Raw genomic sequence first — 14,236 nt, forward strand, 5'->3', positions numbered from 1 at the left:
ATGTCGTCTTTAGAGCGTAACCCATCCATATTTAATGGAGTTGATTACGGCTTGCGTACGGTCATCCACTTCCATTTTTTGCAGAATACTGCTGACATGGTTCTTCACTGTCTTCTCACTGATAAAGAGGAACTCACCAATCATCTTATTGCTCTTGCCTTCCGCCATCAGACGTAGCACTTCTGCTTCACGGCGGGTCAACGGATTGTTATCGCCTGCAACGAATTTGACACCAGCTTCCTTCACGCCGCCTTCATTCATAGCGCCTGTCTCATTTAAATATGTCATCCGGCGCAGCTGCAAAATGAGCTTGCCTGTTACTTTTGGATGGATAAAGGCATATCCTTCATGCACGGAACGGATTGCGTTAATAAGCGACTCTGCCTCCATGTCCTTCAGCAGATAACCATTCGCGCCCTTGCGCAATGTTTCAAATACATAGCTCTCATCATCGTGAATCGACAAAATAATAACCTTCACGTCCGGGAACAGCTCTCTCAGCTTCTCCGTCGCTTCAACCCCGTTCTCCACAGGCATATTGATGTCCATAAGAACGATATCCGGCTTGCTCTGGTTACAGAACTCCAATACCTGAATACCATCGCCGCATTCGCCGATAACCTCGATATCGTCCTCCATGTTCAAGATTCGTTTCAAACCCTCACGAAACAGCTGATGATCATCAGCCAATAATACCTTAATGTTACCCCTCATTATGTTCTGGTTTTCCATCCTGCTACTCCTTTCCCTTTTCCACGTTTGTCGGGATATGAATCACAATCTTGGTGCCTTGATTCTCTCCTGATTCAATTTCCATCCGGCCTTCGAGCAGCTCGACCCTCTCACGCATACCAATCAGACCAAAGTGTGAATGGTCCTTGCTCTTCTGTTCCAGAAGTTCGGGCTTAAAGCCAAGCCCGTTGTCCTGTACAACAATCTTGACGAGCTGTGCCTGAAAAGTGATCTCCACAACCACATAGGTCGGGTATGCATGCTTGGCTGCATTCGACAAGCCTTCTTGCACTAAACGATAAATGGCAGCCTCCATAGCCGAAGACAAACGGTGTTCCTTCCCTCTCGTTTCAAAAAGTGCACGAATTTTCGTTTTTTCTTCAAAATCCTGCACGTATTTTCGAAGCGTGGGAATTAAGCCCAGGTCATCCAGTGCCATTGGACGCAAATTAAATATAACTTTGCGCATTTCCCCAAGGCTTGAACGAACCTGTTTCTTCAAATCTACTATTTCGGCCTGTACCATCTTAAAATCCTGCTTAACCAGCATTCTTTCTACAATTTCCGTCCTAAGCACTAAGTTTGCAAGCATTTGTGCAGGGCCGTCATGGATTTCCCGGGCGATTCTTTTGCGTTCTTCCTCTTGGGCCAGAATAATCTTCAAACCGATCATTTGTCGATTCTTGGCAGACTCGATGATTCGGGTCACCTGACCTAATTCCCCTGATAGATATTCCATGACAACATTCATCTGTGAACCGATGGTTTCTGCCCGCTCCACAGATTCCTCAATGCTTTTCGCACGCTTCTGCAGATCGTCACGACGTGCTTTAAGATACATTTCCTTCTCTCTGTAAATCATCAAATCCAGCTGAAGCTGTGTCGCCTTTTCATAAGCTTGTTTGATGTCATGCTCGGAAAAGCGGACGAAATCCCGGCTGACCTCTGTCAGCCGGATTCGGGACCGGCGGAAATTGAGTTCAAGCTGATCGACCTTCTCGATCGTTTCCGCCGTCTCTTTCAGGATGGATTGAATCTCCTGATTGAGCGTCTTCAGCTCGGTTCGAGCTGAGTCCATTATTTCAAAAATCTGATATTTACTACTTTCCATGACCTGCATGGCGTTTTTTATGACGCGGTCAATAGCATCAGCTTGAAAGTCCACAAATTTTCGACTCCATTCCTAACGTTTCCAGGATATATCATACCATATCACGAGTCGATAGTGACGGTCTTCGTTTTCTGTTCCCATTTTACGGTAAGGCCAAGTTGTTCAGATACTAGTCTGAGCGGGACCAAAGTCCTACCACCGGAAATATACGGAGCCACACTCGCGCTAAGGCGCTGCCCGTTAAGGATAAATTCCTTCTCGTTTACTGTAAGATCAATCAGCTTGCCGCCGCGGAGAATCGTCACACGCTGGTTCTTGCTGTCCCAGGTGGCCCTGCCTCCGAACACATCCAGCACATGCTTGATTGGTACATAGGTTGTGTTGTTCTTCAGCACAGGTGCCGCATCGATCGCCTTCTTCGTTCCATTGAAGGTCACCGATTTCTGTCCAATGACAAACTTGGCGGTTCCTGTTGGTAATCCTGCTTCACTAGATAGGGAAGGCATCGTCAGCGCAATATTATCGAAGGCTACCGTTCCTGCCATCGCTCTCTCATCTTGACCTTCCTCAAGATTGACGACATATACCCGTTTCAGCTTCGCCGGATAAGCAATGCCTGAACCGCTTAGATCAACACTAATGTTCTTCCAGCCAGTCCAGTTAATATTGCGCGCAAGATCAATGTATACCGTTTTGCCATTCGCATCAAGTACCTCTGCCCGCAGCCAATTCAGGCTGTGATCGCCAAGTACGTCCATAGACAGCGCCGTTGCGCTGGATTCGATTTGTTTACCGGAAGTGCCGTTAAGCTGTGCATAAGCATACATTTTACCACTTCCGCCGTTCATATCATAGCTCAGCTCCAGCACTTTGGAGCCGGACTTCTCGCCAGTTCCGTTAACAACGCCTGCTGATCCGGTAACACCGGATGCATTCGTCGTGAAGCTGATCGGATAGCTTACATTCTCAAAGTTTTCCCACATCGTTTGTCCCGCAGTCGTCAGGACCACAACCGTGCTGAAGCCATCATATCGGCCGATGGCATACCCCACCGAAGCTCCCGAATTGACAGAGGATACCGTGAGCGTATCACCAGATACACTTCCCTTAAATCCAACGAATTCCCACTTCAAGCTGTCTGCAGGAAGCGAGACAGACTGTCCGTCTTTGGTCGTTGCCGTGATCGGCACAGCGATGGCCGCTCCTCTTTGCAGTGAACCCGCACCAGAGCCCGCTTGAAGTGACTTCAAATTGCCTGCCCCCACAACCGTGATCTGCATCTTGGCACTTGCCGAGCCGCTCACTGCGGTTAGGGTTGCTGTACCGCCGCCTTTGGCTGTTATTTTGCCGCCGCTTGTGCTGATGACATTGCCGTTACTGGACTTCCAAGTCACTGAAGCGCTGCTCATGTCATAAGGATTATAATACGTATCGTAGCCCTTGAGGCTGTAAGTTCCTTCCTGTCCAACGAGCATGGAGGACGTACCGCTGATCGTCAACCCCTTCAGCTGCCCTTGTGGCGCCAGGGAATATACACCAAGACCATTAATGACAGCACGCTGCTCTGTCCCGTATTCCGTTGCAAAAGCAAGCCCTGTGTTCATTTCACCAAGCGGTCTCGTAATCATCGTTGTCGATCCGCCGCCGTCAAGGTTCATCCCTTTCCACACGCCAATGCTTACCATGAACTTCTGCAGCTCAGACAGTGACATTCCCGAGCTTGAGCTGTTGTCCTGAACTGCGATTAGATACACATATCTGCCGTCTTGAGAATACCCCACTGCCGTACGAGCTCGGTACCCTCCAATACTGGATACATCTCTTGAGAAGGAAGCTGCTTTACCGCCATTCACCAGAAGCGTATGCCCGCCAATCATCATATCCAAGTTGTCTGGATTCACGGTTTGTCCCGTGGTCTTCGCGATCAGCTTATAATCTGCACTAATGGATTGTCCGACTGCTAGATTCGTATTGATCCACTCTCCTGCCGTACCATGAGCTCGCAGAATGTACGCTCCCTCTGGAATGGACGTGTTCAGTGGCGTTTTATAGGAGATTTGCTGAATTATACCGTTCTGTACCAGCACTTCTGTAGCGGCAGCTGTTGCCGGATCATTCGGACGCTTCAGTGAAGTCCATGCTGATGTATAAATATACATCGAGTTTGCATGACTGTATTTGACCGATCCGGACTCCAGGGTGTAATCCTCCTTGTTCATTCCTCTCAGCTTGAAGGTTGATCCATTCGCAGCGGTAACGGAGCCATCAAAGCTGTATTCATCAATCATCGGCTTGCCGTCCTTGGTTACCGTTAAAGCATGCATTCCGGTCAGCTCAGAAGGGGTCGACATCAGCACTCCATCCATTACCTGACCGCCAATCGGCGCGCCTTCTCCGCTTACATTAAAGTAATCACCATTCACTCCGGCTACTGCGCCGGTTTCCTTCACCATTCCCCCAGTGCTCTGCTTGCTGTTGAACTTGCCTTGTTTACCTGTCATCACATCCAGTTTCACATTCGGATTGTTCAGATCTACTTGAATCACATTCGCCAGTACGCTTGATGAAGCCCCCGAACGCGTTGTTGTATATCGATAATTGATCATTTTGGCTCCCGCCGTGATCATCTCTTCAGATATTTTGGTTGTACTTGCCGCCATGGCTACACTTGATATTTGAAGGGTATTCTGCAGCACCTGTCCTGTACCAAGAACAGGGGTAACCCATAATACTCCTGCAATCGTAACAATCATCCACTTCTTGCCTGACATTGCCGCCAGTTTCCCCGCTTGCTTCCTCTCTTTACTCATAAAAAAAGCGCCTCTCCCATCTTATGTGCGTTTCTATTATATGAGTTCAGCCCCGCTTATCTCTTGATCGAGACTTACGGAGCTGAAGACATGTACATCCTCTCAATAATAGACTACTAAAAATGGAAAAAGTTACGCTCTTTCTCTAACTTTATAAACAGAATCTAGCAAGTTGAACATATCCATTGATTTTGTTGAAAACAACATCTAAGAGGATTGCTCATCTTTGTCAAGTCATAAAGCTGAAGTCCGATTATTCTGTATAAATGCTTAGCATTCTAGTAATCATCACAGCTGCCTGAGCGCGTGTTGCATTGCCACCCGGTATAAATGTGTTCTGTGTCATCCCCTCTATAATTCCTTGCTGGACAGCCTCTGCCACGATATCTGGTGCTTGAATGTACACACGATCCTTGAACTTGCTCAGGATGCTGTTTGGTGTACCGTTAAGTGCGGATTCATGACCGCCGTAGTGCAGCGCACGAACCATCATAATCGCCATCTGTTCACGCGTAATCAGCTGATTAGGCTTAAAGGTACCATCCTGATGCCCTGTAATGATTCCTGCTTTTGCTGCTGCACCAATATAGGCACCTGATACGTTGTAAGATACGTCTCCAAACTGCTGCGTTGTATCCCAGCTCCCATTCAGACCTAGTGCTCTTGCTATCATGCCAGCAAATTCAGCACGCGTGATCGCTGTATTCGGACCATATTCTGCACCTGCTGCAGTATCAATGATCCACTTTGCTGCCAGCCCTTCAACCGCTTCCTTGCCCCAGTGTCCATACAGGCCCATATACTGAACGGGATGGTTAGCTGCAATCAAAGCCTGGTTCTCTGAAAGATTCGCTTGAACTAGCACCGCGTCTGTTGCTTGCGAAATCTTATTCGGCACCGGGCTAAGTCTTTGAATCGTGTTATCCAGCTTCACTACTCCAAGCGTTCTGCCATTTGTCATGCTGCTGAGCCTGAGTTTATACTGTCCCTTTACTGCTACCTCTGCCTTAGTAGATGTGTCACTTACGATGAAGGAGCTGACATCCGTATAAGTGGACAGCTTTGTTGCTGATGCTTGGGATAGCATGGTATCAATCGTTACTGATGAACTAGATGGTACATCTTCAATCTGAAGATATAGCATCGTCTTCGTGATATCACTGTACACTCTTGCAGCCATAGAGCCGAGATCCAGATCGGACACTCCTACAGTGAATATTCGATCACCATATCTAACACCAATCACTGCATCAGGATATTGACGTTTAATTTCGTCCAGCGCTTGTGATGGAAAGCCAACCATAGCGGAAGCCTCTGTCTCTGGAACTTCTACAACCAGTGTCTTGGATACTCCAGAAGCCGAGCTTGCAAACGCAAATGTCTGCTTCAATGTTTCTGCACTTACGCTATATGAACCTACAGCACGGTTATATTTTGATAAAGCTGTCGTTCTCTTGGTAGCCGCCGTGCTAAGCGCGTAGCCCGTTTCATTAAACAACCCGGAGTTTAGCACGGACAACCCGCTTGGCATTCCAGCCGTTCCATTGTTGCCGCTGCCAGGGACGGTACTACCTGTTGTTTTATTCTGCAAAGTGATTGGCCCAAAACCTGTGATCAATTCTCCTGCTGCTGTTCGAAGTGGTGTTGTACCCGGTGTGTACATGATGGTCACCGCTTGTCCAGTCACTACAGCACTAGATAGCGTCAAGGTTAGGGTCTGCCCCTGTACTGCGGCCGTTGTCGCCTGTATATTTTGTCCTCCCGCATTCACAGTGAACTGGGAAGCAGCAACCGTTCCCGAACTCTGCATGGCTTCTGTCATCGTCAGCACCACTGTTGTACCTTGAACCTCACCTTGCCTAACACTGCCGCTGCCATACACCGTGACAGGCACCAGATTTATATAGCCAGCCGGATTATAATTAAGATCCGTGAGCCTTTTTACACCCGGAATATACGATAAAGTCACGTCTTGATTCATTTGTAATGTATTAGCTAAAGTGAGGGTAACCGTATCTTCCTCTGCTTCCACCGCGTTAACAAACAACGGCGTCCGATTCACAAGCACAGAGAACTGACTTTTTAAAGGTAAATCATTCGTACGAAGAGCTTCATTATACCTGATGTACATTTTATTCCCGCTAGCTGTCACCTCTACAAACTCCGGAGCTTTTGTGTCATTATTGTTTCTTACAAAAAAATCAGTAAACCCTGCAAGTGACTGCTCCCTGTTATCTTTCAGCGGATAGGATCCAGGAGTGTAGTTTACCCGGATAACTTCACCATCTCTTACCGATCGGTCAAGAGTCAGCGTTACGACAGAACCATTACTTATAGAGATACTGTTAATTCCGATGCTGCTGCCATCCGCCGTGACAACAAACTGATCCTTGGCCGACGAAGAGGTCACTTTTACACTCTCCGTAAAATATAAATAGAGTGTATTTCCGTATATCGTACCTTCTCTCGGTTTAGAAAGCACAGAATCCAGATCATTTATTATTTCTCTGCTTGAAAAAGCGGCAACAGCATTCCCCGCATCATCCTGCAGCGGCCTGATGCCCGGCGTATAGGATAAACGTACGACTTGGCCTACGGCTACTCCCGTATCAAGCATAATATAGACACTGTCTCCTGAAATACTGACATCACTTATACCTCTGGTCTCGCCGTTGACCGTCACCGAATAGCTCGATAGTAACGGTCTCGTATTCGAATTCAACCATTCGTCATAAGTAAGACGTATCAGCGTATTCGTATACATTTTGGAAGTCTGCAGCACAGGAGCGGAGGTATCTCTTGCAAAGGTCTTGAAGCTCCATGAACTACTGCCGACAAGCCCCGCGAATGTATTACCAGCCGCATCTCTGAATACACCCCCGGGTACATCAACCTGATATGTAGTATTATGCTCGAGCTGAGCAGAAGGGCTGATCACGAGCTGCCTGGGGTTCTTATCATTAATGACGGTTGTCGTATTAACGACGCTGCCACCCGCTTTGCGTAAAGTGACGTTCCCCGGGTAATTCGTATCCAGCGCTTTATTAAAAGTTAAGGTAATCGGCTGATCCACCGGTGCGCTCATATTCCCGTCATATGGAGATAAGGATGTGACCGTGAGTGCGGTCGTATCGGTTGATACCTGGAACCGCCAATCTCCCCCACGTATCTCGGCACTTCTATTCTGCTGCGCGTCCCAGAACGCACCAGCGCTTACGAGAACCTCATAAGATGTATTATTTTCAAATGGCGTTGCTGGTTTAATCTTGATGGTATTGGTACCGCCCCCACTGACATTAGAGGAGGTGGAAGAAATGGTTTCTACGGTCTGACCACTCTTTAAATTAATGATCTGAATTGCACCCGCCGCCGGATACATCTCCTTAGCAAATTTGAGTGTCAGTGTTGAAGATGGTAGTATTCCTGATGCTCCGTTCGCCGGCACTTTCTCAACGACAGATACTTCGCCCATTCCCACGGTCCAGAAACGCCACTTGCCCGCATCCTGAATTCCAGCAAAAGGTGCTCCCTGTTCTTTCATGAACGTCCCTGCATCAATCAGCACATAATAACCGCCGCTTTGCAGCTGAGTAGCGCCCAAATTCATCGTAATATATGTACCGTACCTCTCAGGAGAAATCTCGTTGCCACCTTTGGTCTCGTAAATCGTTACTTCTGTCGCTAAATCAAATGCTTTCACTTCCTTATTATCAGACAAAGACCTAATTCGGATAGAGCCTTCCCCTTTTCTGACTGGCTGGGTTAACTCCATCGTTAGGCTCGGGTTTTGAGCCACTTCTACTTGTCCGGAATATGGACTGATATCCTTTACATCTTCAATTTGTGTAGATGCTTGTGTCACTGCTGCTTCTGCTGCGTAGTTCTTCTCCATGCCCCAGCTGAATCCCACTTGAGCGCATAAAGCAACCGTCAGCAGTAGCGAAATTTTTTTCCTCATTGAACTGTACTTCCTCCTTTCAGCATTAAAGATCAAGAGCAACTTACCTAGATATGAATACAGACCTCCTTCTTTTCATCGGTCAATTGGAAAATATAGTTTAGCTGTGAAGGCTTCAACGTCCGAATTCAGCTAAACACCATTTCTCCATACCAAAAAACCCCCGATGGTAATCCATCGAAGGCTTAAATTAGGCAGCTCTCTTATTCCGAGCTTGTTACGAGCTTGTTTTATTCCGTTCTTTCCGTCTGCAATTGTTAATATAGACCTGCCTGGCTCTTCAATACATCTGCTTTGTCAATGCGTTCCCAAGGCAGATCAATATCAGTACGGCCAAAGTGGCCATATGCCGCCGTTTGCTTGTAAATCGGACGACGCAGATCCAGCATACGAATAATGCCAGCCGGACGAAGGTCGAAGTTATTCCGTACGAGTTCAACCAGCTTCTCTTCACTGATCTTGCCTGTGCCATATGTATCGACGTTGATCGATACCGGATTCGCTACGCCAATCGCGTATGCAAGCTGAATCTCCACCTTGTCAGCAAGTCCCGCTGCAACCAGATTCTTCGCTACATAGCGTGCTGCATAAGCTGCAGAACGGTCTACTTTGGTAGGATCCTTACCGGAGAAAGCACCGCCGCCATGACGAGCATAGCCGCCATACGTATCCACGATAATCTTACGTCCTGTAAGTCCTGCATCCCCTTGAGGTCCACCAATAACAAAGCGTCCTGTCGGGTTAATGAAGTATTTCGTTTCATTGTCCAGCAGCTCTTCAGGAACGACAGGAGACAGCACATATTCTCGAATGTCAGCCTGAATCTGCTCAAGCGTAATATCTTCGGCATGCTGTGTAGATACTACGATGGTGTCCACACGTACCGGCTTGTTGCCGTCATATTCAATCGTGACTTGGGTCTTGCCATCCGGACGAAGGTAGCCAAGTGTGCCATCCTTACGAACTTCAGCCAGACGACGAGCGATACGGTGAGACAGAGCAATTGGGAGTGGCATAAGCTCTGGTGTCTCATTTGTTGCAAAACCAAACATCAGACCTTGGTCACCTGCGCCGATATTTTCCGTTTCCTTCTCCATTAGAGCCGGGTCACGGTTCTCTAGTGCCGCATTTACGCCCTGAGCAATGTCCTTGGACTGCTCGTTCAGGGAAGTGAGTACAGCAGAAGTCTGGTAGTCAAAACCATATTTCGCACGTGTATATCCGATCTCTTTAATGGTGTTACGCGCAATTGCCGAAATGTCGATATAGTCAGCTGTAGAAGTAATCTCACCGATAACCAGCACAAGTCCGGTCGCGACAGATACTTCACAAGCTACACGGGCATTTGGATCGGCTTCAAGAAATGCATCCAGAACTGCGTCTGATATCTGATCACAGATTTTATCTGGATGTCCTTCAGTTACGGACTCTGATGTGAATAAGTGACGCCCTTTAACAGACATTGTAGTAATCAACCTCCCACATATATGGATATTATGGTCTTTCCCCCATACGTTTATCCTTAAACAAAAAACGAACCTTTTCCACCATGGAAAAGGTTGCAATACATCCTCATACGACATGTTAACGTATTTGTCAATCCGTGTCAATCAGATAAAGTATGAATATTCCACTCGGATATTACGGTTTTATTGCCTGTTTACAGACAGAATGCAGTTATGCTTACTACAGATTAGGTATCTGGAAAGAACTAGACTCCGCATATCGGACAAGGCGTTTCGTAATTTCACCGCCAATAGATCCGTTTTCTCTTGAGGTCAGGTAACCCCATCCAGTAAACGAAGATTGGCCATTTGTAGAACCCAGCTCATCACCGAATTCTGTGTCGGCCCCTCCTGCATGTGAACCTCCTGTGTATATACCAAACTCCGCTGCGATTTCATATTTCATTTGCTCCAGCATTTGACGGCATTCCGGAACCAGCTTGCTTTTGTTTCTTGCCATGTGATCTATGCACCTCCTGCGTATTGGTCTTGCAGGCATATTGTTTGCACCTCAGGAGCTTTGTAGACTGGCGAATCATTGTTACTTATGGAAAATTGACACACAATAAGAAACAACCATCGACGCACACCGAAACTTAAGAAAAAAGACGTTCCGCCTCATATATAATATGAAGCAAAACGTCGCATACTTAGAATTAACGAGCTATAGAAATATAACCTTGTTTTGTAATTTCCTAATTACCAAATGCTAAGGAACTAAGAAGAGATTATAATTACCGCGAACCATAACCGTTAGATTGTACTTATTTCCCTGCTGTACCTCAATGCCTCTACCCTCACGAGGGAAAGAGAGGAGATGGTTGTTCGTAATCGCTGTTCCATTGGTCAAGTCCTGTCCTACAGTCAGATCTGCTACACCGTTCGCATCTGCAGAATAGATAACGGCCTTGCCACTACGAACGATAAACTCCGTGCCAGCTCCCGCAACAAGGCGTTGTCCAGGCTTCACCACAACGATCTTCAGTTCTTCCCCTGCACTTGGGGTGGATGGTTCAGATGGTCCTGCACTTCCTCCACCGTTCAGTGCATTTTGTATCGCTTGATCTACATAGCTCTTCGTAACGACAGGATCATCTGCTGTTCCCGGCTGAGAATTAACCGATGCACCGTCTGCCGTAATATTCATGACCGATCCGATCCATATGCCACCGCCGATCGCGACGGCAGCCATACCTAATTTCAACATGCGCTTCATGATGTGTTCCTCCTCTAATCTATCAAATCCCATAATTAATATGATAGAGTGATTTTGCTATATAGACAAGAAGAACTTGGTAACTGAAGTCTATTCTTCCGGAATTACAGCAGGAAGCCGATTTGGGTTATAGTACATGGACTGGCCTGCGATTTTTAACTTCTCCCCTTGGAACTCGTCATAGACTGATAATTGGTAGGTTCCGGCTCTGCGGTCCTCGAAGATCCGATCATCTATCGACCAGGATAGAAGCTGGTTCGCTCCGAGCTTCATGTCCGTGCCTGGAACGAGCTCCTTGGCAAAGACTCTGCCCGAAGAGTCGGTGATCTCAACAATGAACTTATGCTCATTCTCAGGAAGACTATACTCGTTGTTTTGGCTAAGCGTATAGTACCATTCTATAGATACATTGGATCCGCCAGACAGGTATGCATCAAAGGTGTGTGTCTGCACTTGATAAGGAAATAATTCAAAACTCTTAATTGTGGCTAATGCCGTAACCTGCTGAGGACTGAGCTCAAGGGATGCCGCATTAACGTAGCCAGTAGACACTTCTTTGACCGGTGTCAGCTTATCCTCCGTAACTCCTTCACCCACGATAAGGCGCATATCGGAAACGGTTACTCGTTTAGGGATCTTTGTCCACATGGTTACGATGCTCTTGTCTTCAGGTCCGGCGGGATAATCAATCTGTTTGACATTTGCTTTGAAATAGAGGCCGCTGGAAGACATATAGTATCCACTGAGCTGAGACAGATCCGCCTGACGATTCTCCATATTGGTCATCTCAAGCTCTGTATACACAAGATCAGTCGTTGTCCCTGGATAGACGACGGATTTTCTTGTTTTAATCTCTGCTTTTTTCCCTAGCGTTGTTAAGGTATATGCTTCATCCTTCTCAATCTCCGGCACCTCTGGGATGGCCCCAATATTCGTCAGCTTAATCCACTCTGTAGACTCTTCCCCTACCTTCTCTTCAAGGGCTACCTGCAGCTGAGCAATATCTAGTGATGTAGGTATCTTCGTTACAAGATACATATCAACCGCTTGCCCTGGTCCAAGCAAAGAAGCAGCCTGACTCTTAATCAGCTTAGTACTGTTTGCATCCTTAGCTGCATCAATGGTATATACACCTTGCAGATCTGGAAGACGAAGGGTCTTCACCGAAGTGTTCTTAATTGTCAGCTTGGCAGAGAGCAGATCCCCGTCTGTCCAAGGCAAACGTTGAATGGAAGACCATGTCACACCATAAGTTCCGCTATCATTCTTCACAGTAATCTCTTGTCCAAGTGTATTCTGCAATGAGGATGGCTGAGGAAGTATATATACCCCTGCCGGATAACTGTAAGCTGGTGCTTTGCTCTCCGGATCCTCTGATTTAGGAGTATTCATGATCAGCTTAAGTGCACCTTGAGCAACTTCATAGGACACCGAAATATCCAGCTTGATCGACTTCTCTTCACCCGGCTGTAAAGATAGATTCTCCAGCGCCTTAGTTGAGATAGGATATGAGTTTCCATTTCCGCTCTTTAATAAGAATTGATATTTGGGTACCGTAATGGTTTCTTTACTGATGTTCTTGAATTTGAAGGTTAAGGATAAATCATTGCTGCCATAACTTTGACTGACGGTCGCAGCTTCCAGTGTCGTTTCAAGCTTTAGATTCTCCACTGCTATTTCTCTTGGTATAAAAGGTGCTGTCGCTACGGTCTGTGTTGTACTCGCCGTAGGCAGCTGTAAGGTAGCGAGTGGCAGTACGGTCTTGGCTTCACCTTCCTCTTCCACTACAATGAGCTCCGCTCCTGCCAGCTTGACCGACTTCGGAATACTTGAGAGCAGCTTCAATGTCTTGTTCTCTTGTGGTTGAATACTAAAGGTAGCTTCTGCCGAATCCAGCAGCAATGGATAGTTGCTGCCTCCTGCTGTTCTTAGGATCCATTTTGCTGTAGGATTCTCCAGCAGCTTGTAGCCCGTATTATGCAGATTTACACTTACCTCTGCATAGTTGTAATCCGAGCCCGAGTGAAGCTCAAATTTCGATACTTTAATCTTGATCGGAATATCGTTGAGACGAATGGTCTTGGATTGTTTGACAGGTGTAGACAACGTATAAGATGCAGGCACATTAAAATGCCCTAAATGGCTCTCATAGTTCGGTTTGCTAAAATCCCATTTGACGATCTGAAACAGGAGATCGCTGACTTTTACGTTCTTTCCAACCTTAACGATATAGGTAACGGCAAGGGACGAGCCAGCAGCTACACTCTTCTTATCCTGATCGCGTGCGATGAGGTTCGGAGAATATAACGTACCGCCTTTGGTCTTCACTTTGGTCCAATAATCAATAAGCATTAACGTCTTGCTGTTATCATTCTGATAGGTCAGGGTGTAGGTAAGGGTCTTGCCATCTTCTTGCGTGAGTACATTGAGATCTGTGAGTTTAACGGTGCTCTTAGAGGTTAATTTAACGGGTTTGAGGTTATTAAGTGTATGTATGGGTTTGTCACTTTTTGCCGAGGATGAATTGGAGCTTTTACTTGTTGAGGAGTTCTTTGATGTTGATGATTTCGGGCTACTAAGCGAGGCTCCGATTTGATTTAGATCGGAATTTCGGTTGATCAATCCTGTTCCAAGCAGCTGTACTCTTGGCTCCTGCCCGCTATACAGTAAGTGCGATGGAGTTAATGTAGATGCGGCTAAATAAGTTGACGTTAAAGGATGAATAGGCAGAGCTTGTACTACTTGATCTTGTAGAGTAAGTGAAGTATTCTGCGTTCTTGTTAAATCGTTTGATTTATCGGACACAGCGCCTACGGAAGTGCCTTGCCCGATAATAAGAACGGCAGCAGTGATCCAAAGTAAGGCTTTTTGAGTATGTTTATGATCCACGTCTGTACCTCCAAT

General features: G+C 46.6%; 8 protein-coding genes. All 8 read right to left on the reverse strand.

Annotated elements, in window-relative coordinates; translation table 11 throughout:
• Nucleotides 1–9 precede the first annotated feature (9 nt).
• Nucleotides 10–732 carry a response regulator transcription factor gene (locus BM415_RS19140; RefSeq protein ID WP_091160769.1) on the reverse strand — a complete coding sequence of 241 codons (723 nt, stop codon included), beginning with the start codon at nucleotides 730–732 and terminating at the stop codon, nucleotides 10–12.
• A 4-nt stretch (nucleotides 733–736) separates the two neighbouring features.
• On the reverse strand, nucleotides 737–1,897 hold the full coding sequence (locus tag BM415_RS19145) for a sensor histidine kinase (protein WP_091160771.1): 1,161 nt from the start codon (nucleotides 1,895–1,897) through the stop codon (nucleotides 737–739).
• 47 nt (nucleotides 1,898–1,944) lie between these two features.
• Nucleotides 1,945–4,653, reverse strand: a complete 2,709-nt coding sequence (locus tag BM415_RS19150) for a stalk domain-containing protein (RefSeq protein WP_091160772.1) — start codon at nucleotides 4,651–4,653, stop codon at nucleotides 1,945–1,947.
• A 253-nt stretch (nucleotides 4,654–4,906) separates the two neighbouring features.
• Nucleotides 4,907–8,611, reverse strand: a complete 3,705-nt coding sequence (locus tag BM415_RS19155) for a SwmB domain-containing protein (protein ID WP_091160774.1) — start codon at nucleotides 8,609–8,611, stop codon at nucleotides 4,907–4,909.
• Nucleotides 8,612–8,868: 257 nt separating this feature from the next.
• Nucleotides 8,869–10,074 carry a methionine adenosyltransferase gene (metK, locus tag BM415_RS19160; protein WP_091160775.1) on the reverse strand — a complete coding sequence of 402 codons (1,206 nt, stop codon included), beginning with the start codon at nucleotides 10,072–10,074 and terminating at the stop codon, nucleotides 8,869–8,871.
• Nucleotides 10,075–10,297: 223 nt separating this feature from the next.
• On the reverse strand, nucleotides 10,298–10,576 hold the full coding sequence (locus BM415_RS19165; protein WP_091160777.1) for an alpha/beta-type small acid-soluble spore protein: 279 nt from the start codon (nucleotides 10,574–10,576) through the stop codon (nucleotides 10,298–10,300).
• A 249-nt stretch (nucleotides 10,577–10,825) separates the two neighbouring features.
• Nucleotides 10,826–11,332: a hypothetical protein gene (locus BM415_RS19170; RefSeq protein ID WP_091160779.1), complete on the reverse strand. Its 507-nt coding sequence runs from the start codon at nucleotides 11,330–11,332 to the stop codon at nucleotides 10,826–10,828.
• A 90-nt stretch (nucleotides 11,333–11,422) separates the two neighbouring features.
• The gene (locus BM415_RS19175; RefSeq protein WP_091160781.1) at nucleotides 11,423–14,221 is read right to left on the reverse strand and encodes a DUF4352 domain-containing protein; all 2,799 of its coding nucleotides are present in this window, start codon (nucleotides 14,219–14,221) and stop codon (nucleotides 11,423–11,425) included.
• Nucleotides 14,222–14,236 lie beyond the last annotated feature (15 nt).

Origin of the sequence: Paenibacillus sp. 453mf (genome assembly GCF_900116105.1) — a bacterium.
Lineage (GTDB): Bacteria > Bacillota > Bacilli > Paenibacillales > Paenibacillaceae > Paenibacillus > Paenibacillus provencensis.